Origin of the sequence: Kitasatospora sp. NPDC091276, assembly GCF_040684355.1 — a bacterium.
Lineage (GTDB): Bacteria > Actinomycetota > Actinomycetes > Streptomycetales > Streptomycetaceae > Kitasatospora.
The window spans coordinates 162,056-188,455 of the sequence record NZ_JBFBFU010000016.1 but is presented as its reverse complement, the minus strand read 5'-3'; the positions used below and the strand labels follow the sequence as shown (position 1 = coordinate 188,455).

Annotated in this window: 17 protein-coding genes; 3 read left to right on the top strand and 14 right to left on the bottom strand. The window is 75.3% G+C overall.

Annotated elements, in window-relative coordinates:
• Positions 1-165: 165 nt before the first annotated feature.
• The gene (locus AB0O19_RS21670; RefSeq protein ID WP_363586726.1) at positions 166-423 is read left to right on the top strand and encodes a mycoredoxin; all 258 of its coding nucleotides are present in this window, start codon (positions 166-168) and stop codon (positions 421-423) included.
• Between the two features lie 146 nt (positions 424-569).
• Here AB0O19_RS21670 and AB0O19_RS21665 read toward each other — a convergent pair whose 3' ends face one another.
• The 6 genes from AB0O19_RS21665 to AB0O19_RS21640 all read right to left on the bottom strand — a co-directional run bounded on the left by AB0O19_RS21665 (position 570) and on the right by AB0O19_RS21640 (position 8,566).
• Positions 570-1,409 (bottom strand): GntR family transcriptional regulator, encoded by an 840-nt coding sequence (locus AB0O19_RS21665; RefSeq protein ID WP_363586727.1) that lies wholly within the window; start codon positions 1,407-1,409, stop codon positions 570-572.
• A gap of 210 nt (positions 1,410-1,619) precedes the next feature.
• A complete protein-coding gene (gene nudC / locus AB0O19_RS21660) occupies positions 1,620-2,561 on the bottom strand; it encodes an NAD(+) diphosphatase (RefSeq protein ID WP_350879872.1) in 942 nt (313 codons plus the stop codon).
• Positions 2,562-2,630: 69 nt separating this feature from the next.
• On the bottom strand, positions 2,631-4,034 hold the full coding sequence (locus tag AB0O19_RS21655; protein WP_350879873.1) for a dipeptidase: 1,404 nt from the start codon (positions 4,032-4,034) through the stop codon (positions 2,631-2,633).
• Between the two features lie 145 nt (positions 4,035-4,179).
• Positions 4,180-7,044 carry an ABC transporter permease gene (locus AB0O19_RS21650; protein WP_363621489.1) on the bottom strand — a complete coding sequence of 955 codons (2,865 nt, stop codon included), beginning with the start codon at positions 7,042-7,044 and terminating at the stop codon, positions 4,180-4,182.
• Entirely contained in the window at positions 7,041-7,805 is a 765-nt protein-coding gene (locus AB0O19_RS21645) for an ABC transporter ATP-binding protein (RefSeq protein ID WP_363621487.1), read from the bottom strand. The genes AB0O19_RS21650 and AB0O19_RS21645 overlap by 4 nt, the downstream gene beginning before the upstream one ends.
• A 128-nt stretch (positions 7,806-7,933) precedes the next feature.
• Positions 7,934-8,566: a PadR family transcriptional regulator gene (locus AB0O19_RS21640; RefSeq protein ID WP_363621485.1), complete on the bottom strand. Its 633-nt coding sequence runs from the start codon at positions 8,564-8,566 to the stop codon at positions 7,934-7,936.
• A 78-nt stretch (positions 8,567-8,644) separates the two neighbouring features.
• On the opposite strand from AB0O19_RS21640, the gene AB0O19_RS21635 reads away from it, so the two are divergent.
• Positions 8,645-9,616, top strand: a complete 972-nt coding sequence (locus AB0O19_RS21635) for an endonuclease/exonuclease/phosphatase family protein (protein WP_363621483.1) — start codon at positions 8,645-8,647, stop codon at positions 9,614-9,616.
• An 18-nt stretch (positions 9,617-9,634) separates the two neighbouring features.
• Here AB0O19_RS21635 and AB0O19_RS21630 read toward each other — a convergent pair whose 3' ends face one another.
• The 4 genes from AB0O19_RS21630 to AB0O19_RS21615 form a co-directional block, all read right to left on the bottom strand.
• Positions 9,635-10,819, bottom strand: a complete 1,185-nt coding sequence (locus AB0O19_RS21630; RefSeq protein WP_363586732.1) for a PP2C family protein-serine/threonine phosphatase — start codon at positions 10,817-10,819, stop codon at positions 9,635-9,637.
• 191 nt (positions 10,820-11,010) lie between these two features.
• A complete protein-coding gene (locus AB0O19_RS21625) occupies positions 11,011-14,238 on the bottom strand; it encodes an ATP-dependent DNA helicase (RefSeq protein WP_363621481.1) in 3,228 nt (1,075 codons plus the stop codon).
• A gap of 32 nt (positions 14,239-14,270) precedes the next feature.
• Positions 14,271-17,588, bottom strand: coding sequence for an ATP-dependent DNA helicase (locus tag AB0O19_RS21620; protein ID WP_363621479.1), 3,318 nt, complete (start codon positions 17,586-17,588; stop codon positions 14,271-14,273).
• A gap of 174 nt (positions 17,589-17,762) precedes the next feature.
• A complete protein-coding gene (locus AB0O19_RS21615; protein WP_363621477.1) occupies positions 17,763-18,116 on the bottom strand; it encodes an MGMT family protein in 354 nt (117 codons plus the stop codon).
• Positions 18,117-18,259: 143 nt separating this feature from the next.
• On the opposite strand from AB0O19_RS21615, the gene AB0O19_RS21610 reads away from it, so the two are divergent.
• Positions 18,260-21,025, top strand: a complete 2,766-nt coding sequence (locus AB0O19_RS21610) for a lysylphosphatidylglycerol synthase transmembrane domain-containing protein (protein WP_363621475.1) — start codon at positions 18,260-18,262, stop codon at positions 21,023-21,025.
• A 60-nt stretch (positions 21,026-21,085) separates the two neighbouring features.
• Here the strand turns inward: AB0O19_RS21610 and moeZ are convergent, their stop codons facing one another.
• The 4 genes from moeZ to AB0O19_RS21590 form a co-directional block, all read right to left on the bottom strand.
• Positions 21,086-22,264: an adenylyltransferase/sulfurtransferase MoeZ gene (moeZ, locus tag AB0O19_RS21605; RefSeq protein ID WP_363372596.1), complete on the bottom strand. Its 1,179-nt coding sequence runs from the start codon at positions 22,262-22,264 to the stop codon at positions 21,086-21,088.
• 228 nt (positions 22,265-22,492) lie between these two features.
• Positions 22,493-23,482 (bottom strand): NAD-dependent epimerase/dehydratase family protein, encoded by a 990-nt coding sequence (locus AB0O19_RS21600; protein WP_363621473.1) that lies wholly within the window; start codon positions 23,480-23,482, stop codon positions 22,493-22,495.
• A gap of 119 nt (positions 23,483-23,601) precedes the next feature.
• A complete protein-coding gene (locus AB0O19_RS21595; protein WP_363621471.1) occupies positions 23,602-24,702 on the bottom strand; it encodes a hypothetical protein in 1,101 nt (366 codons plus the stop codon).
• Positions 24,702-26,381: a DUF3492 domain-containing protein gene (locus tag AB0O19_RS21590; protein WP_363621469.1), complete on the bottom strand. Its 1,680-nt coding sequence runs from the start codon at positions 26,379-26,381 to the stop codon at positions 24,702-24,704. Before AB0O19_RS21590 ends, AB0O19_RS21595 begins: the two co-directional genes overlap by 1 nt.
• Positions 26,382-26,400 lie beyond the last annotated feature (19 nt).

Below are 26,400 nucleotides of genomic sequence, written 5' to 3'. Positions count from 1 at the left end.
TCCACAGGCCCGGTGTGATCGCAGGATGATCGCTGCGCACCGGGGCGCGCGGGGCCGTTCGGGCGCCGTCGTGGTGCGACGGAGCGTGGCCGTGCGGAATGACCGTCGCGCGGTGGGCGTTCCTGCCCTGAGACCGTACGCCCTCTTCCTGAAGGAGCCTCCTCGATGTCCGGCAGCGTGACGATGTACAGCACGACCTGGTGCGGGTACTGCAACCGACTCAAGAGCCAGCTGGACCGGGAGGGGATCGGCTACACGGAGGTCAACATCGAGGAGGACCCGGCGTCGGCGTCGTTCGTCGAGTCGGTCAACGGCGGCAACCAGACCGTGCCGACGGTGCTGGTGACGCCGAACGCCGGCGGCGAGCGGGTCGTGATGACCAACCCGAGCCTGCTCCAGGTGAAGAAGGCCCTCGGAGTCTGAGTGGCCTGAGTGGCCTGCATGACCCGAACGGCCTGAGCGGTCCGCACGGTCCGAACGGCCCGAGCGGCCCGCATGGTCCGAGCTGCCCGAGCGGGCTTGAACGGCCCGGCCGGGCCGGGCCGGCCCGGGGTCCGGGCCGGCGCGCGTCACTGCGCGTCGGCCCTGGCGGGGTCGACGGGTGCGGCGGGCGCGGGCAGGGTGGCACGCGCGCCGAGGTCGCCGATGCCGTAGACGAGCCGGCTGCGGTCGGCCGAGTAGCGGGTCTCGATGACCCGGACGGGCCCGCGCCGGTCGTAGGTGACGCGGGTCTGGACCATCAGCGGCACGCCGGGGCCGCCCTGGAACCACTGGGCCTCCTCGGGGCCGGGCATCCGGGCGACCAGGTGGTCGACGGCGCCGATCTCGGTGCGGCCGAGTTCGTCGAGGACGGCCTCGTCGCCGCCCTCGACCGGGTCGGGTTCCATCAGCGGGGTGCCGGCGGCGAGTCCGGCCCGGTAGTGGCTCTCCTCGATGGAGTACGGCTCGCGGTCGAGCAGGCGCAGTTGGCGGCGGACCACGATGGCCTCGCCGGGGCGCAGTCCGAGCCGTTCGGCAATGTCGACCCGGGCCCGGACGATCATCATCTCGAAGTCGGTGGTGAGTTCGCGCCCGGCCTCGGCGGCCTCGCCGAGGTAGACGGCGGAGGGCACGGCCAGGCAGTCCCGGGGGGCGGGGGCCAGGGTGGGGCCGTAGGCGCGGTGGTCCAGGACGGGGTGTTCCCGCAGGTAGGTGCCCTTGCCCTGGAGGCGGACCAGGCGGCCTTCGTTGACCAGGACGTCGACGGCGAGCCGGACGGTGTTGCGGGCGACTCCGTACTGGCGTTCCAGTTCGCTCTCGACCGGGAGTGCGGCGTCGGCGGTGAACTCGCCCTCGGCGATCCGGCGGCGCAGGTCGGCGGCGAGACGCTGGTATTTGGGGGATTGGGCGGTGCCCCGGGGGATTGTCACCCGAGTGAATGTAGCGAGCGCGATGGCGGGGTTTCAGCCGTTTCCGGCAATGTCGTCCGCGCGGGTTGACGACGGCTTCGGGACGGCGGGCGGCGGTAGCAGAACTGGCCCGTCCGGCCACGAACATCAGGTCGTGGCGGATTCGGAAAGGAAGGGAAAAGAAAAACGGGGGCGCACGGGATAACCCGCACGCCCCCCATTCGTCGGGGATTACCAGCGCGCCGCCGACGGCAGCGGTCCGCCGTACCAGAGCTCGACCAGGTGGCGCGCGATCGAGATCCCGGAGGGCGGCAGGATCTCCCCCGCCTCCATCCCGGCCCGCAGTTCCTCGCGGGAGAACCAGCGCGCCTCGGCCAGTTCCTCGCCGTCCACGGTGATCGCCGTGCCGCCCGGCAGCGCCCGGCCCGTGAAGCCGAGCATCAGGCTCGACGGGAAGGGCCAGGGCTGGCTGGCGACGTAGCGCACCTCGCCGACCCGCACGCCGGCCTCCTCGTGCACCTCGCGCACCACCGCCTGCTCGATCGACTCCCCCGGCTCGACGAAGCCGGCCAGGGTGGACCAGCGGCCCTCCGGCCACAGCGCCTGGCGGCCGAGCAGGCAGCGGTCCTGCTCGTCGGTGATCACCATGATCACCGCCGGGTCGGTGCGCGGGTAGTGCTCGGCCGCGCAGGAGGTGCAGCGCCGCACGTGCCCGGCGCCGGCCTTCTCGGTCGGGTGCCCGCAGCGCGAGCAGAAGCTGTGCAGCCGGTGCCAGTGCTCCAGCGCCACGGCGTGCACCAGCAGTCCGGCGTCCCGGTCCGACAGCAGCGCGCCGACCTCGCGCAGCCCGGCCGGGCGGGCGTCGCCGTCCAGCCGCCCGGGCAGGCTCTCACCGGCCAGCGCGAAGTACGAGACGCCGTCCTCGTCGGTGCCGAGGAAGTACCGGTCCCCGGTCTGCGGCGCCTCGAAGGAGGGCATCAGCACGAGTTCGGTGCCCTGCGCGGTGTCGACGACGAACGCCTCTCCGCCGGCGATCGGCAGCACCCGGGTGGCCGGGTGGCTCCAGGCGGCGGCCAGCCAGGGCTCGTCGAGCCGGTGCTCGGCCGCCCGGTCCACCCCGGCCCGGGCCAGTGCCAGGTTCAGTGGGCGTTCGGTCTCAGGCACGGTGCTCACTTCGTTCCATCCCCACGTGATGAATCATCCGGATGAGTGATCTGACTGCCATGGTGTGCCCGCGCGGGGTCACGCGCCGGGCCGGAAGTTCTCGGCCAGGTCCCCCCACAGGTACGCGGCCGTCTCCACGCCCTTGGCCAGCAGGTCCAGTTCGACCTTCTCGTTGACCGAGTGCCAGCCGTCCGAGGGCACCGAGATGCCGAGGAACAGCACCGGCGCGCCGAGCACGTCCTGGAGGTCTGCGGCCGGGCCGGAGCCGCCCTCGCGGGTGAAGAGGATCTTCTGCCCGAAGGCCCGGCCCATGGCGCGGACGGTGGACTGCAGCGCCGGGTGGTCCAGCGGGGTCAGGCAGGGCCGGGTCGCGCCCGGGAAGGTCAGCTCGTGGCGGACGCCCTCGGGCACCCGCGCGGCCACCCACTCCCGGACGGCCTCGCGCACCTTCTCCACCTCCTGCCCGGCGACCAGCCGGAAGGACAGCTTGAGGTGCGCCGAGGACGGCACGATGGTCTTGCCGCCGGGGCCGGTGTAGCCGCCCCAGAGGCCGTTGACCTCGGCGGTCGGGCGGGCCCAGACCCGCTCCAGGGTGGAGTAGCCGGCCTCGCCCCGGGTTCCGTACGACTTGGCGACCCTGAGCCACTGCGCCTCGTCGAAGGGCAGTTCGGCGAACAGCTCGCGCTCGCGGTCGGTCAGCTCGATCACGCCGTCGTAGAAGCCCGGGATGTCCACCCGGCGGTCGGCGTCGTGCAGGCCGGCCGCCAGCTCGGCGGCGACCTGCGCCGGGTTGGGGACGGCGCCGCCGAAGGAGCCGGAGTGGATGTCGGTGTCCGGGCCGTACAGGTCGATCTGGGCGTCGGCCAGGCCCCGCATGCCGGTGCAGACGGTCGGCGTGGTCTCGGACCACATGCCGGTGTCCGAGATGACCACCACGTCGGCGGCCAGCCGCCCGGCCTCGCGCCGGACCAGGTCGGCGAAGTGCGGCGAGCCGGACTCCTCCTCGCCCTCGATCAGCAGCTTGAGGTTGACGGCCGGCGCGGTGCGGCCGGTCGCGGCCAGGTGGGCGCGCACGCCCAGGGTGTGGAAGAACACCTGGCCCTTGTCGTCGGCCGCGCCGCGGGCGAACAGCCGTCCGCCGACCACGGTCGGGGTGAACGGCTCCGTGTCCCAGCCGTCCTCCTTGGCGGCGGGCTGCACGTCGTGGTGCCCGTAGACCAGGACGGTCGGCGCGGACGAGTCCCCGGAGGGCCACTCGGCGAACACCGCCGGCAGGCCGTCGGTCTCCCACACCTCGGCCACCGGGAAGCCGGTGTCGCGCAGCTTGGCGGCCAGCCACTCGGCGGAGCGCCGCACGTCGCCGGCGCGGGCCGGGTCGGCGGAGACCGAGGGAATGGCCAGCCACTCGGAGAGGTCGGCGAGGAAGCCGGCCTGGTGCTGGTCGATGAAGGAGCGGACGACGCTGTCCGGAGTTCTCGTCATACGGACGACTTTAGTTCGCCCGTGCGGGTGCCCGCCCCGGCCGTCCGGCTGCCGGGCGCCGTCGGGGCTGTAACCTCCGTCACCCCCGCCCGCGCCCCCGGAGTGGAGGGGGCGCGGACGGGGGTGACGGGAGGGTGCGCGAACCTCAGCCGGAGCGGCGCAGCAGGGAGATCCGCGAGCGGGTGAGCAGCGCGGCCAGGCCCGCCGCGAGCACCGGCAGCGCCACCACGGTGACCGCGATGGTGAGCCACGGGAGGACCACGACCGAGTTGTTGGCGATCGTCTCGGCGCTCATCCCGGGGACGGAGGTCGCCGCGCCCTGGACCTTGCGCAGGGCCACCGCCGGCACGATCCCGCAGACGGTGCCGAGGAGGGTGCCCATGGCGGCGATCACCCCGCACTGGAAGCCGGAGAGCGTGCGCCGGATCCGGGGCTCGGCGCCGACCGCCGCGAGGGTGGTCAGGTCGCGCTGGGAGTCGGCGGCGGCGAGTCCGGTGGCGATGCCGGCCGCACCGAGGGCGACGATGCCGGCGAAGATCGACAGGCCGAGGCCGATCAGGTCGGACCTGGACTGGTAGCCGCGCTCGATCACGAGGACGCCCTGGTCGGTGAGCTTGGCCAGCGCCCCGTTGGCCTTCTGCTGGGCGCCGTCGGAGGGTGAGCTGTCGGGCAGCCAGACCGAGCCGGCCGGGGAGGTGGTGAGGCCGAGCCGGGTGGCGGTGTCGGGGCTGATCACGGCCTGGCCGCTGGCCGGCACCACCGCGGACGCGAGGACGGCGTCGACGGAGATCTCGGTGTGGCCGCGCTTCCGGGGGGACGGCCCGTCGGTCTCCTCCATCGGGTCGTTCAGCCCGATCGCGACCTTGCCGTCCTTGAGGTACTTCGCGTCGAAGACCACGGCCTTGCCGGCGGCGAGGGCCTGCCCGGCGGCCGGGTCGGTGACGCCGTAGAGGTTGTGCAGCAGGGTGGCGTCGCCCGCGGAGAGGTTGCTGAAGTGGTTGCCGCGGTGGCCGATGCCCTGGCAGCGCGGGTCGGTGCCGAGGATGCGTTCCGTCTCGTCGGTGCTGCGCTCGGTGTCGTCGAGGGCGGGGCAGCGCAGTTCCTCGGGCAGTTCGACCTGGATGTAGCCGCAGCCGCTGCCGCCGTCGGCGCAGTCGCCCTTGTAGTTGACGCGCTGGATGTCGGCGCGCGATCCGAGGGCGGGGATGTTGCGTTCCACCGCGTCGCGCATCTGCGGCAGCAGCTTGCCCTCGGCGGCGGGCAGCCATCCGCTGCCGAGCATGACGGCGCCGGAGGGGGCGGCGGCGGTGTACTCGCGGCGGTTCCCCTCGTCGTAGCTGGCGAGGTAGACGCTGACCGCGACGGTGCCGGCGACGGCGGCCATCACGGCGGCGACGGCGGGCGCGGTGCGGCCGCGGTGGCGCACCGAGTCGCGCAGGGCGAGCCGGGGGCCGAGCGAGAGCCAGCGGCCGAGCCGGCCGAACAGGCCGACCAGGTAGGGCGTCAGGGCGACCATGCCGAGTTCGGCCACGGCCGAGCCGCCGAGGACGGACAGGCTGCGGTTGGCGAAGCCGCTGGTGGCGCCGAGCAGGGCGAGCGCGGAGCCGCCGCCGAGCATCAGCAGGCCGAGCAGGGCGAGCTTGCGGCTCGGGGGCTTGAGCGAGTCGCGGCCGGTGAGCGCGGCGACGACGTCCTGGCGGGAGGCCTGGACGGCGGGCACGACGGCGGCGAGCAGGCCGGTGACCAGGCCGACCAGGAGCACGCCGAGCAGGTCGAGCGGCTGGAGGTTGAAGTGGCCGAAGCGCTGGCCGGCGTACTCCTCGGCCCGGGTGCGCAGCAGGGCGACCAGGCCGATGCCGAGTCCGAGGCCGACGACGGCGCCGGTGATGCCGAGGACGATGCCGCCGCCGAGGACGACGGCGCGGATGTTGGCGCGCTCACCGCCGCCGGCGGCGAGCAGTCCGAGCTGCCGCCGGGAGCGCCTGGCCCCGACGGCGAAGGCGGGGCCCGCGAGGAGGACGATCTCCAGCAGGGCCATGCCGACGACGGTGGCGAGGATGACGACGGAGGTGCGGTCGAGGTACCCGGGGGTGGGGCCGCCGTGCTTGTCGGCCTCGACGTAGTAGGGGACGTCGGCGCGGGCCGGCGGGTCGAGCAGGACGGCGCGGGAGGCGAGGGTGAAGCCGTAGCCGCCCAGTTCGGTGACCTTGGGCCAGTCCAGGGTGCCGGCGGGGAGCTTGACGAGCCAGCGGGTGGGCGCGTCGGTGCCGGCGTTGCGGCTGCGGTCGGCGCCGGGGAGCTTGGCGAGCTTGCTGATCAGGGTGCCGGGCCGGGCGATGATCTCGGTGGCCGTCAGTTCACCGGGGTACTCGACGACGCCGGTGATGGTGAAGGGGGTGTCCTCCAGGCCGCGGACGGCGGTCTGGTCGCCGATCTTGAGGCCGGAGCGGGTGAGGAAGTCCCGGGTGACGGCGGCTTCGCCGTCGGTGGCGGGGGCGCGGCCCTTGACCAGGTTGACCCGGCCCTTCCAGACCGGGTCGGTGAGGTCCAGCTCGGTGGTCCGGGTGCTGAGCAGGCCCTGGGAGCTGCCGGCGGCGGTGTAGGGGCCCTGCCGCTCGGGCACGAGGACGGTGCCGGGCGGGAGCAGCTGCTTCGCCAGTTCGACGGGTTCGGTGTCGAGGCTGCGCTGCTGGGCGGGGGTGTACTGGGGGGCGGCGCCGTTCTTCGCCTCGTCCTTGGCGCTCCTGGTGGACATTCCCTTGTCGGGGTCGGGCGCCTGGAGGACGATGGCGCCGCGTTCGAGCATCTGCAGTTCGCCGTCGGCCTGGCCCATGACGCGCAGGACGTGTTCGGCGGGTTCGAGGTCGGCGCTGCGGAAGACCACGTCGGCGCCGGTGACGCCGAGGACGGGCAGTGCGACCATGGCGACCACCAGGGCGCTGCGGCCCTTGGCGCGCAGGGCGTCGCGGCGGGCGATGCGCAGGGCGACCCGCCAGGCGCTGAGCTTCACTCGTCCACCTTCATGCTGTTGGTGGCGGCGCTGACGAGCAGGCTGGCGGCGTCCTGGCTGACGCTCTCGTCGACCATGCGGCCGTCGCGCAGGAAGACCACGCGGTCGGCCCAGGCGGCGTGCCGGGCCTCGTGGGTGACCATCATGGCGGCGGCGCCGGCGTCGCAGCGGGCGCGCAGGACGGCGAGGACGGCCTCGCCGGTGGTGGAGTCGAGGGCGCCGGTGGGCTCGTCGGCGAGGACGAGGCGGCGGTCGCCGATGAGGGCGCGGGCGATGGCGACGCGCTGCTGCTGGCCGCCGGACATGTCGTCGGGGAAGCGGTCGGCGAGCTCGGGGATGCCGAGCTCCTCCAGGGCGGCGAGCGCCTCGCGGCGGGCGGCGCGGGCGGAGAGGCCGTCGAGCTCGCGCGGCAGCGAGATGTTCTCGCCGGCGGTGAGGGCGGGGATCAGGTTGTAGTCCTGGAAGACGTAGCCGATGGAGCGGCGGCGGACCTGGGCGAGCCGCTTGCGGGTGAGCCCGTCGAGGGCGACGCCCTCGACGAGGACCTGGCCGGTGGTCGGGGTGTCCAGTCCGCCGGCGAGGGTGAGGAGCGTCGACTTGCCGGAGCCGGACGGGCCCATGACGGCGACGAACTCGCCGGGGTGGACCTTGAGGTCGATGCCGCGCAGGGCTTGGACCTCCGCGGCGCCTTGGCCGTGGACTCGGGTGACGTTCTCCAGGTGCAGTACCGGCGTCTGCCGGGCCGGGTCGGTGTGGGACATGGTTCCCCCCTTGTGCTGGTGGTGGGCTCGGCGTCGGGTCCGGGCCGGTGGTTCGGGCGGGCCGTCGCGGTCAGGTGCGCGAGCGGCGGCCGTCGCGGGTTCGGGTGCGCGGGCGACGGCGGGCGGGGTCAGGTGCGCGAGCGGCGGCGGGCGGGCCGGGCGACCGTGGCGCCGCCGTCGCGGGCGGCTTCGGCGGCGCGGGCCTGTTCGGTCTCCGCGTGCTGGTGGAGCCGGGTCTCGCAGTGGTCGAGCCAGCGGATCTCGGCCTCGGTCTGGAAGATCAGCTGGTCGAGGACGAGCAGCCAGGCCAGGTCGTTGCTCGCGGAGGGCGCGATGCCGGGCCGTGACTCCCCCGCCAGCGCGCGGCCCTTGAGCCGGGTGTAGTCCTGGAGCGCCTTGATGCTGTGGCGGCGCTGGCCCTGGACGACGGCGGAGACGTCCACCCCGGGGACGGTGACGGCCATGGCGAGCTTGATGGCCAGTTCGTCGCGCGGGGGGTTGGTCCGGGGCACCGGGGTGTCGAACCAGGCCCGCAGCTCGGTGCGTCCCTCTTCGGTGACGGCGTAGAACTGGTGGCCCTCGTCGTCCTCTCCGGCGGGCTCGACCAGGCCGTCCCGCTCCAGTCGGGACAGCGTCGTGTAGACCTGCCCGACGTTGAGCGGCCAGGTGGCGCCGGTGCGCGCCTCGAACTCGGTGCGCAGTTGGTAGCCGTAGCGCGGGCCCTGGTCGAGCAGGGCGAGCAGGCCGTGTCGGATGGACATACTCAGTATGTATACCCGGTATGCCCCACAGGCTCAAGCCGCACCCCCTCCCCCGGCGAGCGGGTACCGTCGTGCGGTGTGAGCCAGTTGCGCATCGCCACCTTCAACCTGCTGCACGGTCAGCCGCTCGCCCCGGACGGCGCCCCGCGGCCCTACCCCGCCGACGCCGGCGGGCCGCTGGCGGAGGCGGTGGCCGCGCTGGACGCCGACGTACTGGCCCTCCAGGAGGTGGACCGCCACCAGTCCCGCTCCGGCGGCACCGACCAGGCCGCGGTGGCCGCCAAGGCCATGGGGGCCGCCGACTGGCGGTTCGCCGCCGCCCTGCACGGGCGCCCGGCGCCGGTCGCGGGCTGGGTGCCGGAGCCCTCCGTGCCCGGCGGCCTGCGGGTGTACGGGCCCGGCGACGTCGGCGACGGCGCCCCGCCCTCGTACGGCACCGCGCTGCTGACCCGGCTGCCGGTGCGGCACTGGCGGGCCCGCCGGTTCGCCCCGGCCCCGTTCGGACTGCCACTGCGGGTGGCCGGCCGGCGCGGGCTCACCCCGGTGCCGGACGAGCCGCGGGCGGCGCTGGCGGCCGTGCTGGAGGGCGACCGCGGCCCGTTCACCGTGGTGGCGGCGCACCTGTCCTTCGTCCCCGGGTGGAACATGGCGCAGCTGGCCGGCATCCGGCGGTGGATCGCGGACCTGCCGCAGCCGTACCTGGTGCTGGGCGACTTCAACCTGGTCGGCGCGGTGCCGCGCACCGTCCTCGGCGGGGCGACCGCGCTGGAGCGCACCGCGCCCCGGGCGCGGGTCCGGGAGCTGCGGGCGGCCCGGCGGGCCCGGCCGGCCCTGGCCGAGCCGCGCCGGCGCCGGGTGCGCGAGCCCCGCCCCCGCCTGCAGGGCTGGTACGACCTGGCCCGTACCCCGACGTACCCCTCGCACCGCCCGGCGGTGCAGTTCGACCATGTGCTGGCGGTCGGCGTGCCGCGCGCCGCGGTCGGCCCGGCGGCGGCTCCGCGCGCGGCGGTGTCGGACCACCGGCCGCTGCTGGTGGAGGTCTCGCTCTAGTACGGGCCCAGCACGGGACTAGTGCCGGGTCAGGACGCCGTGCTGGTGCGGTAGTTGGGTGCCGGCGGCGGGGGCCGGCGCGTACTGGAGGAGCAGCATGGCCGCGTCGTCGCCGAGTTGGCGGCCGACGTGGCGCACGACGTCCTCGTGCAGGCGCTGCAGGACGTCCGCCGGGCGGCCGTCGGCGCAGCGCGGGAGGCGCTCGGCGAGCGGGTAGAAGGCGCCGGAGCGGTCGCGGGCCTCGATCACCCCGTCGGTGAACAGCAGGACCCGGTCGCCGGGCCGCAGTGCCACCCGGTGCACCGGCGGCCGGACGTCGGCCGGGTCGAGGACGCCCAGCGGCGGGACGGTCTCGGCGAGTTCGAGCGGCCGGACATCCCCGCCGCGCAGCAGCAGCGGCGAGGGGTGGCCGCAGTTGACCAGTTCCGCGGTGCCGTCCGCCCCGACGCCGATCAGCACCAGGGTGACGAACTCCTCCTCCACGCCCGGGTGGTCGTTCTCGTGCAGGGCCCGGTCGAGGCTGACGGCCAGCCAGCCGGCGACCCGGTCCAGTGCGGGCTCCTGGTGTGCGGCCTCGCGGAAGGCGCCGAGGACGGCGGCGGCGGTCTCGACCGCGCCGAGGCCCTTGCCGCGGACGTCGCCGACCACGGCCCGCACCCCGTGCCGGGTGTTGACCACCTCGTACAGGTCGCCGCCGATCCTGGCGTGCGCGGCGGCGGCCTCGTAGTGGACGGCCGCCTGGACGGTGCCGACCCGCTCGGGGACGGGCCGCAGCAGCACCCGGCGGGCGATCGAGGCGACGAGCTGGGCGTCGGCCAGCGCCCGCTCCTGGCGCAGCCGCAGGGTGGCGCTGACCCAGCCGATCAGCGCGACCAGCAGGATCGCGAAGACGCTGGCGGCGTGCACGGACTGGTCGAGCGCGTCGCTGCGGAAGGCCATCAGGAAGGCCACCGCCTCGGTGAAGAGGCCGATGGCGAGCGGGTACCAGGTTCGGTGGCTGACCACGGCGGCCAGCGCGGGGACGGCGGTGAGGGCCGGTTCGACCGTCACCTCGGTGTTGCTGACGAAGTCGAGGGCGACGATCAGCGCCATGCCGATGAAGGGCAGCGCGAGCGCCGTCCTCGGCCAGGTGCCGGTCGTGCCCGGAGCGGGTCCCGGGGTCGGCCCGGTGAACCGCTCTCTGATCCATCCGGTCGCGCTCAACGTCGGTTACTCCAGCAGAAGACGCCGATGCCCTGGGGCACCTGCGGTGATGACTGAGGGTTAGGGAATGCGGGCCTCGCTGGCGGCCGGAGCACGGGGGTTGACCGGTTACCGACCCCACAATAGGCACGAAACGTGCATGACGCACAGGTTTCGGGCGCTGCCGTGATGACTTGAATGCTCTGCGTGACTCATTCTTCACTGTTCCCGATCAGGAGCCGTTCCAACTCTTTTCGGTCGGGAAGTCCTGCCGGACGGACGATCCGCCCGCTGCGGACGTACAGGAAGGAAGCCGTGACCTGCTCCGGCGGAACGCCCGCCTGCTCGGCCCAGGCGATCCGGTAGACCGCGAGCTGCAACGGGTCGGCAGTCTCCTCGCGGTGGGTCTTCCAGTCCACCACTTCGTAGCGTGACGCGCCACCGGTTACTGACGTCACGTCACCGTCCCGGTAGACCGCGTCGATCCGGCCGCGCACCACCCGCCCCCCGAGCACCAGCTGGAACGGCGCCTCCACCCGGTGCGGCCGGCGCTGGGCGTACGGGGTGCGCAGGAACGCCTCCTTGAGCCGCTCCAGGTCCTGCTCGTCCTCGATGCCGTCGTCGTCCGCGCCGGGCAGCGCGCCCGGCTCGATCAGCAGCAGCGGTTCGATCCGGGACTGCACCCAGGCGTGGAAGCGGGTGCCCCGCCGGGCGGCCGGCTGCGGCGGGCGCGGCATCGGCCTGGCCAGGTCGCGCGCGAAGCCGTCCGGGTCGGCGGCCAGGCGCAGCAGTTGGGTGGCGGACAGCGCGGCGGGCAGCGGCACGTCGCGGGCGGTGCGCCGGGAGCGCTCCAACTCGCCCAGCAGCGCGGTGAGGTCGCGGTCCCAGGAGGCCGCCTGGCGCTGGTCCTCGGCGGCCATCGGCTCGGGCTCGGGGGCGGGCGCGCCGGCCAGCCGGGCGTGCACCACCTCGGCGACCCGGCGGCGGGCCAGCTGGGCGGCCGGGTCCAGCGGCAGCGGCCAGGGGTGCTCGACGGGGGCGGCCAGCGCCGGGTTCTCGGCGCCCTTCTCCGGCTGCTCGGCCCAGTGCTCGACCTCCCCGGCGCCGGGCCGCTCGCAGTGCTCGCGCAGCTGCTCCAGGAAGGCGGACGGGCCGCGGACGGTCTTCTGGCTGGGCCCCCACCAGTGCCCGGAGGCCAGCAGCAGCGTGCGCGGGCGGGTGAACGCGACGTAGCCCAGGCGCAGTTCCTCGGTGCCGGAGTGCTCGGCCAGCTGCCGTTTGAACGCGGTCATGGCCTTGCCGTCCCACCCGCCGCGCACGTCGGGCAGGGTGTCCGCGTCGCCGCGCAGGGCGTGCGGGAGCACCCGCTTGCTGCTGGTCCAGCGCTCGCGCGAGGTGGTGGACGGGAACGAGCCCTTGACCAGACCGGGGACGGCGACGACGTCCCACTCCAGGCCCTTGGACTTGTGTGCGGTGAGCACCTTCACGGTGTCCTCGCCGCCGGGCAGGCTGCTGTCCAGGCCGCGCTCGTACTCCTGGGCGGCACGCAGGAAACCGAGGAAGGCGGCCAGGCCGGGGTCGCCGTCGAGGTCGGCGAAGGAGGCGGCGACGTCCAGGAAGGCGTGCAGGGTCTCGCGCCGCCGGGCGGCCAGCGCCTGCGGGGAGGCGGCGAGTTCGACCTCCAGGCCGGTGACGGCCAGCACCCGGTGCAGCACGTCCATCAGCGGGTCGGCGAGCGAGCGGCGCAGGTCGCGCAGCTCCTGGCCGAGGCGGGCCAGGCGGACCCTGGCCTCGGCGGAGAAGGGCAGTTCGTCGGGCTGCTCCGCGTCGAGGAAGGTCTCCACCGCGTCGGCGAGCGAGACCACCTCGGTGGGGTCGGCCTCGGCGACGGCCGCCGTCAGCGCCTCCACGCCCTCGGGCCGGTCGGTGCGCACCAGGTCGGCGGCCCGGCGACCGAGCAGGGCGAGGTCGCGCGGGCCGATCCGCCAACGCGGGCCGATCAGCAGGCGCACCAGCGCGGCGTTGGCGGTCGGGTCCTGGAGCACCTCGCAGACCGCCACCAGGTCGGCCACCTCGGGCAGTTGCAGCAGCCCGCCCAGGCCCACCACCTCGACCGGCACCTCGCGGGCGACCAGGGCCGCGTGGATGTCCGGGAAGGCCGCGCCGCCGCGGCACAGCACGGCGATCCGGCCGGGCGCGGTGCCGGTGCGCACCAGGTGGGCGATCGAGTCGGCGAGCCAGTCGACCTCCTCGGCGTGGGTGGGCAGCAGCGCCGCCCGCGCGTAGCCGTCCTGCTCGGCGCCGGGGGCCGGGCGCAGCGCCTCGACGCCCTCGTGCATGGCCCGCAGCGGCGCGGCGAGTTCGTTGGCGAAGGCGAGCAGCCGCCCGCCGCTGCGGCGGTTCTCGCTGAGCGCGTAGCGGGCGGCGGGGCGGCCGTCGGCCTTCGGGAAGTGCCGGGGGAACTCGTCGAGGTTGGCGACGGAGGCACCGCGCCAGCCGTAGATCGCCTGGCAGGGGTCGCCGACGGCGGTGACGGGGTGGCCGCTGACGGGGTGGCCGCCGCCCGGTCCCCCCGGGCCGGCGCCGAACAGGCCGGCCAGCATCAGCCGCTGGGCGACCGAGGTGTCCTGGTACTCGTCGAGCAGCACGACCCGGAACTGGCCGCGGAGCAGCGCGCCGACCTCGGGCCGCTGCTGGGCGAGCCGGGCGGCGGCGGCTATCTGGTCGCCGAAGTCCATCAGCCCGGCGGCGTGCTTGCGGCGCCGGTAGTCCTCGACCAGGCGCAGCAGCTCCAGCCGGGCCCGGGCGGTGGCGGGGACGGCCCGCAGGTCGTCGTTGGTGAGCTTGGCGGTGGCGAGGGTGTCCAGCAGGTCCTCGTCGTGGGCGCGCAGGGTGTCCGGCTCGACCAGGTGCTCGGCGAGTTCGCCGTCCAGGGCGATCAGGTCGGCGACCAGGTTGGCGAAGGTGCCGGTGAGCGCGGGGAACGGGCCGCGGGCGGTGCGCAGCACCTTGGCGGCGAGCTGGAAGCGGGTGGCGTCGGCGAGCAGCCGCACGTCGGGTTCGATGCCGATCCGCAGGCCGTGCTCCTTGAGCAGCCGGCCGGCGAAGGCGTGGTAGGTGGAGATCTCCGGTTCGCCGAGCGGCTCCGCGCCGTCCTCCCCGGTGACACCGGCCCGCAGCAGGGCGGTGCGCACGCGTTCGGCGAGTTCGCCGGCGGCCTTGTTGGTGAAGGTGAGGCCGAGCACCTCCTCGGGCCGGACGGCGCCGGAGCCGACCAGCCAGACCACCCGGGCGGCCATCACCGTGGTCTTGCCGGAGCCCGCGCCGGCCACGATCACGGCCGGTTCCAGGGGGGCGCCGATGGCCGCCATCTGCTCCCGGTTGAACGGGATGCCCAGCAGCTCCTTGAGCTGGTCGGGATGGCTGAGCACGGCGGTCACCCCGCAACGTTAACCGGAGCGGCGGACAACCTTCACTCGACGAGTTGCGCCCCGTCCCGCTGGGCGGAGCAGCTGCGGCGGAAGGTGCAGCGGTCGCAGCCGCCGCCGGTCTGCGGGACGAAGCGCTCGGCGAGGACCCGGCCGGCCGCGTCGGCGAGCAGGTTCTCGATCCACGGCTCGCCCTCCGGCGGGTCCTGCCGCTGCACCTTGGGGGCGTCCTGGGCGGCCTTGCCGGCGGGCTCGCGCAGGTGGACGAGTTCGGCGCCGCCGGTGGCCGGGGGGCGGTCGGCGAAGCCGGGCAGCTCGTTGAGGGCCCCTGCGCGGACGGCGAGCTGGTAGACGGCGAGCTGCTTGTGCTCGGGCAGCGACCTGTCGGTGGGGATCTGCTTGCCGGTCTTGAAGTCGACGACGTAGGCGCGCCCGGCCGCGTCCTTCTCGACCCGGTCCATCGAGCCGCGGATGCGCACCGAGACGCCGCCGGCGTCGAGGGTGACGTCGAAGCCGTGCTCGGTGGCGACGAGGTCGCGGCCGCGTTCCAGCACGTGCCAGTTGAGGAAGCGCTCCAGGGCGGCGCGGGCCTGGGTCTTCTCCTGCTGGGACTTCCAGGGCGCGTCGAAGGCCAGCGCGTCCCAGACGGTGTCCAGGCGTTCCATCAGGACGGCGAGGTCGGCGGGGGTGCGCCCGGAGCCGACCTCGTCGGCGAGCGCGTGCACGACGTTGCCGAAGCCCTGGGCGGCGGAGCCGGCTGCGCGGGCCTTGACCTCCTTGTCCAGGAACCACTGCAGCGAGCAGTTCTCCAGTTGCTCCAGGCCGCTGCCGGACAGCCGCACCGGCAGGTCGGCGCTGCGCAGCGGGTCGGGGGCGGCGGTGGCGTCGGCCAGGCCCCACCAGCGGTCGGGGCGGGCGGCGGGCACCAGTGGCAGGCCCTCGTCGTCGGTGGCGGCGGCGAGCAGGGCGAGCCGTTCGGCGGCGGCCCGGCGCAGTTCGGGCGAGCGGGCCGGGTCGACGGTGACGGCCCGCAGTTCGGCGACCAGTGCGGCGACGGACAGCGGGCGGCGCGGACGGTGGGTGACGTCCTCGACGACGACCGGCGGGGTGCGGCGCACGACCCTTCCGGTGCGCGGGTCGACGTCCTCGCGGTAGAGCTCGCGCAGGAAGCGGGAGGGCTCGTCGCCGTCGTCGGCGGGGGCCTTGACGGCGGTGACGATCAGCCGCTCCCGGGCGCGGGTCGCGGCGACGTAGAAGAGCCGGCGCTCCTCGCCGAGCAGGGCGCCCGGGGAGAGCGGTTCGGCGAGGCCGTCGCGGCCGATCCGGTCGGCCTCCAGCAGGGAGCCGCGGCGGCGCAGGTCGGGCCAGAGGCCGTCCTGGACGCCGGCGACGACGACCAGTCGCCACTCCAGGCCCTTGGAGCGGTGGGCGGTCATCAGCCGGACGGCCTCGGGGCGCACGGCCCGGACGGTGAGGGTGTCGGCGGCGATGTCCTGGGCGTCGAGCTCGGCGAGCAGGTCGAGGGCGCCGCGGTGGCCGGTGACCTGTTCCTCGGCGCGGGCGGCGGTCTCGAACAGGGCGCACAGCGCGTCGAGGTCGCGGTCGGCGTTGCGGCCGGCGGCGCCGCCGCGCAGGGCGGCCCGTTCCAGGCGCTCGCGCCAGCGGCGGCTGCCGTCCCACAGCTCCCAGAGCGCCTCCTCGGCGGTGCAGCCGCCGGCGAGGCGTTCGCGGACCTTGCGCAGCAGGGTGCCGAGGTCGCGGGCCCGGCGGGCGTGGGCGGGGTCGAGGGCGATCAGCCGCTCGGGTTCGGCGAGGGCCTCGCGCAGCAGGTCGCCGGCCGGGCGCGGGGCGGCCGGGTCCCCGTCGGCGCGCAGGGCGGCGCGTTCCTCCTCGCGCAGGGCGCGGCCGAGGCGGCGCAGGTCGGAGCCGTCGAGGCCGCCGAGCGGGCCGGTGAGCAGGGCGTGGGCCAGGTCGGTGGTGAGCGGGTCGGGTGTGTCGGGGTCGCCGTGCCGGTCGCGGGCGGCCTGCTCGGCGCAGACCCGCAGGGCGAGCAGCAGGTGGGCGACGGCCGGCTCCTCGCGCAGCGGCAGGTCGTCGCCGTCGATCTCCAGCGGGACGCCGGCCGCGCTGAGCGCCCGCCGTACGCCGGGGATGGAGCGGGCTCCGGCCCGGACCAGGACGGCCATCTCGCCCCAGGGCACGCCGTCCTCCAGGTGGGCGCGGCGCAGCAGGTCGGCGATCGAGTCGAGTTCGGCGCCGGGGGTGGGGTAGGTGTAGACCTCGGCCCGGCCGCCCTCGCGGGAGGGCAGCAGCGCGCGGTGCTGGGCGAGCTTGTCGGCGGGCAGCCGGCCCATCGGCATCCGCCGGGCGAGCTCCCGGGAGGCGGCGAGCAGGACGGCGCCGGAGCGGCGGGAGACGCGCAGCACCTTGACGTCGGCGGGTTCGCCGTCGGCCCGGCGGAAGGTCTGCGGGAAGTCGAGGATGCCGTTGATGTCGGCGCCGCGGAAGGCGTAGATCGACTGGTCGGGGTCGCCGACCGCGACGAGTTCGCGACCGCCGCCGGCCAGCTGGCGCAGCAGCCGGACCTGGGAGGGGTCGGTGTCCTGGTACTCGTCGACGAACACCACCTCGTAGCGCCGCCGCAGTTGCTCGGCGACCTCGGGGCGTTCGGCGAGCAGGACGGCCCGGTGGACGAGTTCGGCGTAGTCGAGGACGCCGCGCAGGTCGAGCACGTCGAGGTAGTCGGCGAGGAAGTGCGCGGCTGCGGCCCAGTCGGGGCGCTGGACGCCCTGGGCGAAGCGTTCCAGTTCGGCTTCGCCGAGGCCCAGCTCGCGGCTGCGGGCGAGGACGGCACGGACCTCGTCGGCGAAGCCGCGGGTGGTCAGGCAGGCCCGCAGGTCGAGCGGCCAGTGGATCCGGGAGCTGCCGAGTTTCGCGTCCTCGGCCCCGCCGGCCAGCAGTTCGCGGACCATGACGTCCTGCTCGGGGCCGGAGAGCAGCCGCAGCGGTTCGGCGTAGTCCTGCGGGTCCTGGTGGGCGCGCAGCAGGGCGTAGCTGAAGGAGTGGAAGGTGGTGGCCTGGGGGGCTGCCGAGGAGGAGCCGAGCCGGGCGGACATCCGGTCGCGCAGTTCCGTCGCGGCCTTGCGGCTGAAGGTGAGGACGAGGATGCGCTCGGGGTCGGTACCGTCCTCGATCCGCCGGGCGACGGCCTCGACCAGGGTGGTGGTCTTGCCCGTCCCGGGGCCGGCGAGCACCAGCAGCGGCCCGCCGCCGTGCTCGACCACGGCGCGCTGGTACTCGTCCAGCACGGGTGGGGCGGGCTGGACGAGCGGGCTGCGCACGAGCCGGTACGGGGAACTCACGGAGGCGGATCCTGGGGTTGTGCTGGAGGCGTGGTCGGGCGGGCCCGCCGGGGCCCGCCCGTATCGAGCCTACGATCCTGCCCCGTCATTCCCGTCGGCGCGGCGGTTTCGCGGCATCCCCGGTCCGCGGCATCCCCGGTCCGCGGCGGCCTCGTCGCGCGTTCCGCGGCAACCTCACTCCGCGGCGCCCGGCTCCCGCCCGTCCCAGCGGGCCCGGCGCAGGTCGACCCGGGGCGGGTCGGCGAGTTCGCGCAGCGGGGTGCCTTCCTCGCCGTAGTGGGCGAGGGCGCGGTGCTCGTGCCCGGGCAGGAAGCGGCCGTCGGCGCGGATGACCCGCCACCAGGGGACCGAGCCGCCGTACAGGGCCATCACCCGGCCGACCTGCCGGGGGCCGCCCTGGCCGAGGTACTCGGCGACGTCCCCGTAGGTCATCACCCTGCCGGGTGGAATCCGCTCGGTCAGGTCGAGCACCAGTTCGGCGAAGGGCGGCAGGGTGTCCGGGAGGCCGTCGTCTGTTACGTCCGTCACCTGCGGCATTCTTCCTCACGGGGGCGCACCCGCGGCCCCGTACGAACGATCCGCCGCGCCCGATCCGGCCCCTGTCCAGCACGGGGCGCCGAGGCATGCCACCATCTTCGGGGCGGTGAGTGGTGATACGAGGACAAGACCAGATGACCGGGACGGCTGACGTGGGTGTGGACGAGGACTCCGACGAGTCCGCCGCCGCCGTGCCCTCGGCTCCCGGTGGTGGGCCCGCGACCGGGCCGACGCCGGAAGTCTCCCTGATCAAGGACCTGACGATCAAGACCCCCGCGCCCGCCGAGGCCTCCGAAGAACCCGCCGAATCCGCCGAACCCGCCGAACCCGCCGAGGCCCCCGGGGAACCGGCCGTCCCCGGACCGGCGGCTGCCGAACCGCCGGCCCGGCGCCCGCTGCCCGACTACCACGACCCGCTGGACGGCACCCCGCACCTGGACGTCGACGAGCCCCTGCTCGCCGCCCGGGCGCACCGCCCGTCCGACCTGATCCGCTTCCTGGCCGGCGTCTTCGGCATAGTCGCCGTCTTCGTGCTGGCGGGCATCGCCACCTCGACCACCACCGGCATCGAACAGGACATCGCCACCAACGCGCCGCACTTCTCCGCGGTGCTCTCCACGATCACCGGCCTGCTCTCCAGCGTCGCGGTGCTCGCCGTGCCGCTGGCCTTCGCGGTCGAGCGGCTGATCAAACGCGACGGCCTGCGGGTCGCCGACGGCGTGCTCGCCTCGGTGCTCGCCTACGGCGTCTCGCTGGGCATCGACTGGTGGGTGGCCGAAGGCGCCTCCGACCACATCCGGGACGCGCTGACCAGGCTGCCGATGGACAGCAACGGCACCCTCACCGACCCGGTGCACGGCTACCTCGCCCCGGTGATCGCCTACATGACCGCGGTCGGCATGTCGAGCCGCCCCCGGTGGCGGGTCGCCCTGTGGGTGGTGGTGGTCTTCAGCGGGATCACCGAACTGCTCGGCGGCTACACCACCCCGCTGTCGCTGCTGCTCACCGTCCTGATCGGCTGGTCCGTCGCGTACGGCACGCTGTACGCGATCGGCTCCCCGAACATCCGGCCCACCGGCCAGCACCTGATGATCGGCCTGCGCAAGGTCGGCTTCACCCCGGAGAGCGCCCACCGCGCCCCGGACGCGCCCGGCGGCACCCGCCGCTACTACGTCGCCCAGCAGAGCGGCCCGCCGCTGGACGTCCACATCATCGACCGCGAGCAGCAGGCCTCCGGCTTCTTCTACCGGGCCTGGCGGCGGCTGCGGCTGCGCTCGGTGGCGGTGCGCCGCAGCCCGCAGTCGCTGCGCCAGGCGCTGGAGCAGGAGGCCCTGATCGCCTACGCGGCGGCCGCGTCGGGCGCCCGCGCGCCGCAGCTGGTCGCCACCTCCGAGCTGGGTCCGGACGCCGCGATCCTGGTCTACGGCAAGGTCGAGGGCCGCATCCTGGACGAGCTCTCCGACGAGGAGGTCACCGACCAGGTGATGGCCTCGCTCTGGGAGTCGGTGGCGGCCCTGCACGAGCGCCGGATCGCCCACCGCCGGCTGACCGGCGAGTCGCTGCTGGTGGTGGACGAGAAGACGGCCTGCCTGGTCAACCTCTCCGGCGGCGACATCGCCGCCACCGACCTGACGCTGCGCATCGACGTCGCCCAGCTGGTCACCACCTTCGCGCTGCGGATCGGCCCGGAGCGGGCCGTCGCCACCGCCAACGCGGTGCTCGGCGCCGACCGGGTCGCCCAGGCGCTGCCGCTGCTCCAGCCGGTCGGGATGAGCCGCTCCACCAGGGTCGACCTCGCGCGGCTCACCAAGGAGCGCAAGACCGTCGCCCGGGCCAGGGCGCTGGAGCAGGTCGCGGCTGGCGAGCGCACCCAGCAGCAGGCCGAGGAGGACATCGCGGTGGCCGGCGAGGACCTGCTGAGCCGCATCCGCGGCCAGATCCTCCAGATCGCCCCCGAGGCGCCGATGGAGCCGGCCAAGCTGGAGCGGCTGAAGCCGAAGAGCCTGATCATGGTGATCGCGCTCACCTTCGCCGCCTACCTGGCGCTGACCACCATCAAGCCGGCCCAGCTCAAGCTCTCCCAGATGGACTGGGTCTGGGCGGCGGCGGCCCTGCTGGCGGCCGCGTTCAGCTACGTCGCCGCCGCGATGAGCCTGACCGGATTCGTCCCGGAGAAGCTGCCGTTCCGGCGCACCGTCGCGGCCCAGCTGGCCGGCTCCTTCGTCAAGCTGGTCGCGCCCGCCGCGATCGGCGGCATCGCGCTCAACACCCGCTACCTGCAGAAGGCCGGGATCCGCTCCGGCCAGGCGGTGGCCTCGGTCGGCGCCTCCCAGCTGGCCGGCCTGGCCGGGCACCTGCTGCTGCTGTTCAGCTTCGGCCTGATCACCGGCAGCCAGACCAACGGCGACCTGTCCGCCTCCCGCGCGGTGATCATCGGCGTGCTGACCGCCGCCGTGCTCGCCCTCGTGGTGGCGGCGGTCGCGCCGCTGCGCCGGTTCGTGCTGGGCCGGCTGCGTTCGCTGTTCTTCGGCGTGGTGCCGCGGATGCTCGACCTGATGCAGACGCCCAGCAAGCTGGTCACCGGCTTCGGCGGCATCCTGCTGCTGACCCTGTCCTTCACCGCCTGCCTGGACGCCTCGGTTCAGGCCTTCGGCGGCGACGTCAGCTTCTCGGCGGTCGCGGTGGTCTTCCTGACCGCCAACGCGGCCGGCTCGGCGATCCCCACCCCGGGCGGCATCGGCCCGGTCGAGGTCGCCCTGATCGGCGCCCTGACGGTCGCGGACGTGTCGCCGGCGGTCGCCACCCCGGCGGTCTTCCTCTACCGGGCGCTCACCTTCTGGCTGCCGGTGCTGCCGGGCTGGATCTCCTACAACGTGCTGCAGCGCCGCGGCGCGCTCTGACGTCCACCGGATACGCGGAAGGGCCCGCCGAGGCGGGCCCTTCCGGTGCGTTCCGGCGTTCTAGTAGACCGGCTTGTGCGGCTCGATCTGGTTGACCCAGCCGAGCACGCCGCCGCCCAGGTGGACGGCGTTGGCGAAGCCGGCCGCCTTGACCACGGCCAGCACCTCGGCCGAGCGCACGCCCGACTTGCAGTGCAGCACGATCTTGCGGTCCTGCGGCAGCTTCTCCAGGGCGTCGCCCATGAGGAACTCGTTCTTCGGGATCAGCACCGCGCCGGGGATGTTGACGATCTCGTACTCGCCGGGCTCGCGGACGTCGATCAGGAAGATGTCCTCCTTGTCGTCCTGCCACTGCTTGAGCTGCGCCGAGGTGACGGTCGAGCCGGCGGCGGCGGCCTGCGCCTCCTCCGACACGACGCCGCAGAAGGCCTCGTAGTCGATCAGCTCGGTGACCGTCGGGTGCTCGGAGCAGACGGCGCAGTCCGGGTCCTTGCGGACCTTCACCTGGCGGTAGTTCATCTCCAGGGCGTCGTAGATCATCAGCCGGCCGACCAGCGGGTCACCCACGCCGGCCAGCAGCTTGATCGCCTCGGTGACCTGGATCGAGCCGATGGACGCGCACAGCACGCCCAGCACGCCGCCCTCGGCGCAGGAGGGGACCATGCCCGCCGGCGGGGCCTCCGGGTAGAGGCAGCGGTAGCAGGGGCCGTGCTCGGCCCAGAACACGCTGGCCTGGCCGTCGAAGCGGTAGATCGAGCCCCACACGTACGGCTTGCCGAGCAGCACCGCGGCGTCGTTCACCAGGTAGCGGGTGGCGAAGTTGTCGGTGCCGTCCACGATCAGGTCGTAGCCGGAGAAGATCTCCATGACGTTGGAGTTGTCGAGGCGCTCCTCGTGGAGGATCACGTCGACGTAGGGGTTGATCTCCTTGACCGAGTCCCGCGCCGACTCCGCCTTGGAGCGGCCCACGTCCGACTGGCCGTGGATGATCTGGCGCTGCAGGTTCGACTCGTCGACCACGTCGAACTCGACGATGCCCAGCGTGCCGACACCGGCCGCGGCCAGGTACATCAGCGCGGGCGAGCCCAGGCCGCCGGCGCCGACGCACAGCACCTTGGCGTTCTTCAGCCGCTTCTGCCCGGCCATGCCCACGTCGGGGATGATCAGGTGGCGGGAGTACCTGCGGACCTCGTCAACGGTGAGCTCGTCGGCCGGCTCGACCAGGGGTGGCAACGACACGGGGACTCCGATGGGTGTCTGGTTCAGGTGGCCTGGGCCAGCCTCATGGTGGTTGCTGCGCCGCCACGCGGGTGGCTCCTAGGCCAACAGTGTCACGCCCCTCCGGTATTCCGAGACAGCTCGTCCGATGGGCGAGACGGCCGGCGTCGGATCGTGGGACCGCCCGCCGGAGCCCGGAAAAGCGCCCCGGGCCTGTGCCGACGGGCCCGGGGCGCTCCCGGTGGCCGCTCAGACCCGGCAGGCCGTCTCCAGCCAGACGTCCCCGAGCGACTCCTCCAGCGGCACCTGTGTCCGCCAGCCGAGACGGTCCCGGGCGGTGCGCACGTCCGCCTGCCGCCACGGCACCGGCTCCCCCGCCGCGACCCGGCCCTCCGGCCGGTGGCCCTCCACCCGGTGGCCCGGCAGGTGGTGGCCCGGCAGGTGGTCGCCGACCGGGCCGCCGGCCTGCGCGGGCAGCAGGACCTGGCGGTTCTCCTCGACGATCGCCCCCTCGAAGCCGGACGCCCGGACCAGCAGCTGGGCCGCGTCCCGGGCCCGGACGGCGTGCCCGCTGCCGATGTTGACCACCCCGGTGGCGGCCGACACCGCCGCCGCCTGAATCGCCCGCGCGACGTCCCGCACGTCCACGAAATCCCGGTATCCGGACAGGTCCGGCATCCGCACCTGGGTTTCGTCCCGCTCCAGGGCCCGCCGCAGCCCCTCCGCGAGCCGCCCGAACAGCGAGGCGGTCGGCGCCCCCGGGCCCACCACGTCGAACACCCGCAGCACCGCAGCGTCCAGGCCCGACGCCAGCACCAGCTCCGTCCCGGCCAGCTTGGACACCCCGTACGGGCCGACCGGCCGCGGCTCGGCCTGCTCCGACACCGGCACCCCGCCCGGCACCGGGCCGTACTCGGCGGCCGAGCCGACGTGCACCAGCCGGGCCGGCTCCCGGCTGCGCCGGATCGCCTCGCAGACGGTGGCGACGGCCAGCGTGTTCGACCGGATCAGGGTGCGCGAGCTGCCGTAGGTGGCGCCCGCGCAGTTGATCACCACCTGCGGCACGACCGCGTCCAGGAACCGGGCCAGCGCGCCCGGGCTTCCGGTGGTCAGGTCGAAGCGGATGTCGGCCGAGTCGCGCCGGCCGAGCACCGTCACCTGCAACTCCTGGTCCATGAGCAGACGATCGGTGACCCGGCGGCCGATGAAACCGTCGGCGCCCAGCAGCAGCACCCTCATCGGGGGCGTCCTTCCACGAAGCGAGGTCGGGGACGACCTGGCGGACTGAAAATCAAGAGCGGACTGAGTGAGAGCAGAGAGAAGGGGGCGGCGCCCGGGGCCGCACCGGCGGGCGGGGCTCAGCGGTGCGAACCGGCCCGGCCGAGCACGGCCCAGGCGTACGCCAGCAGCACCGCGGCGACCGCGCCGCCGCCGAGCACCCCGGCCGTCGGCCCGGAACGGCCCAGGGCGAGCAGCCCGAGCGCCACGGCGGGCCCGGCCAGCGCACCCGCCGCGGCGGCCGCCGTCCGGCCGCAGCGGGCCAGCAGCGCGGGCAGCACCAGCAGCAGGCCCAGCACGCCCTGCGCCGCCCACTGCGCGGCGCCGGCCCGTTCGGCCGCCAGGTGCAGCAGGCCCCCGCCGTGGCCCGGCCCGGGGCGCGGCGCGAGGACGGTCAGCACCGCCAGCGCGGCGAAGGTCAGCACCGCGAGCACCGCCAGGTGCAGGGCGACCGCCACCGGGAGCACCGGCCGCATCCGGGACCGGAACTCGGCCAGCGTGGCCGCCGCGCCGAGATGGCCGCGGCCGACCTGCCGGTACCAGCGGGCCGCCCGCTCGGCCGACCCGGCCGACACCGCCCCGGCCAGCACCAGCGCGGCGGTCAGCCGCCGGTCCCCGTCCGCCGCGGCCAGCGGGAGCAGCAGCAGCGCGGCCAGGCCCAGCCCGTGCCCCAGCGCCGCCGGGCTCCACCGGGAGCCGGCCCGCCGCGGCGCCCGCGCCGGGCCCAGCCCGTCCACCGCGCCGCAGGGGCGGGTGTCCGGCGGGCCGGGCTCGGCGGCGGGGTCCGCGGCCAAGGCGGGCACCAGCACCAGCGGGACGGCGGCCGGCAGCAGCACCGGCCAGCGGGCGCCGAGCGCGACCACGGCCGCGCAGGGCAGCGCGGCCAGCGCGGCGGCGGTCAGCGTCGCTCGGGTGGCGGCGGCGCACTCCCGGCCGCGCGGCGGCTCCGGCACGGGTGGGCGGCGGGGCACCCGCGCGTACAGCTCCTCGGCGAGCGAGAACAGGTCGGCGTGCCGGCAGCGCGCGGCGGCCTGCGGGCCGAGCCCGGCCTCCTCCAGTCCGGCGGCGATCTCCAGCGGGTCGACGGCTCGCTCGCACAGCGCCCGGTGCTCGGCCATCACCTCGCGCACCGGGTCCCCCACCGGGCTCCCGGGGCCGCCCGGCGCCGCGCCGCCCGCCATCAGACGGCCTCCGCGAGGGCGCCGGGGCGCTCTTGCGCGCCGGCGTCGCCGCCCCCGTCCTCCGACCGCTCGGACCCGGCCGGCCCGGCACTGTGGCGGCCGCCGGGGCCGTCCCCCGCGTCCGGGGCACCCTGGCCGCCCGGGCCGTCCGGCGCGCGGCGGCCGTCGGCGAGCCAGTACTCGGCGGGCCGGGCGAACGGTCGCGGTGGCTCCCCGGCCGCGCCGCCGGCCCCGCCGCCGGGGAAGGCCGGGTACTGCGAGACCAGCTCCAGGTAGATCTCCCGGAAGGCGCCGATCACCGGCTCCACGGCGAAGCGTTCCTGCGCCCGCAGCCGCCCGGCCAGCCCGAGCCGGGCGCGCCGCTCCTCGTCGCGCAGCAGCGCCAGGCAGGCGCCGGCCAGCGCGCGCGGGTCCCGGGCGGGCACCAGCAGCCCGGTCGGCCCGACCACCTCGCGAGCCACCCCGACGTCGGTGGACACCACGGCCCGGCCACTGAGCATCGCGTCCGCGAGCAGCCGGGGGCTGCGCTGGGACAGCGCGGAGAACACGGCCAGCGTGCCGCCCTCCCAGACCTCCGCGAGCGAGCCGGGCCGCCCGGCGAAGTCCACCGCCGCGGCCAGTCCGAGCCGCTCGGCGAGCGCCGCGCAGTGCGCCCGGTAGCCGGGCGCGGCCTCCTCGCCGTGGATCACCAGCCGGGCCCTCGGCAGGTCGGCGCGCACCCGCGCGAAGGCGTGCAGCATCAGCTCGGTGTCCCGCCCCGGCTCCAGCGCGCCCGCCCACACCAGGGTCGGCACGGCGGGCTCGGGCCCGGCCGCCGGGCGGACCACCGCGGGCGTCCCCTCGTACACCACCCGGGTGCGCGCCGGGTCGGCCCCGCAGCGGCGCTGCCACTGCTGGTCGTGGGCGCTGCCGGGGGTCAGGACGGCCGCCTGCCGGTAGGTCTCCTCGGTGAGCGCCCGGAAGTACGCCAGCAGCAGCGCCCGGACCGGCCACCGGTACGGCGCCTCGCGGTGGCCGAGGTACTGCTCGCGCAGGTGCAGGCCGTGCTCGGTGACCACGAACGGCACCCCGTGCAGGTACCGGGCGACCAGCGCGGGCAGCGCCGCGGGGCCGCCGCCGACCACGTGGCAAAGGTCGGCGCCGCCGAGGCCGTCGGGCCCGGTGCCGTACCAGGGCGCGGACAGCGGCCGCAGGCACTGCTCCAGCAGGTCCGCCGCGACCAGCACGTCGCGGACCAGCGGCTGCCCGGCCGAGGTCTCCGCGCCCGGCAGCCGCCAGACCCGCTCCAGGGTGCGCCGGGCGTGCGCGGAGGCGAGGAAGGCGGGCAGCGTGCCGTCCTCCCGGGCGAGGACGGCCAGCCGGTACAGCCCGGCTCCGAAGCCGGCCCGCTCCCCCGGCAGCACCAGGGCTCTGACCAGGTCCTCGTACGCCCGGGCGTACTGGCGTCCGCGCAGCGTGCCGGGCACCCGGCCGCCCGGCCGTCGCCCCCACAGCGCCAGCTCGCGGGCCCCGCGCCAGGCGGGCGACAGCCGCTCGGCGGTGCCCTGGCCGCCCTGGCCGGTCAGCAGGTACAGCCCGAACTCGTGCTCCGGCAGGCCCGCGGCCAGCCGGTCGCACCAGCCTCCGGCGCCGCGCCGGGAATGTGGGCCGGCACCCTCGGTGAGCAGGGCGATGCGCACGGGAGACCTCCAGGGCAGA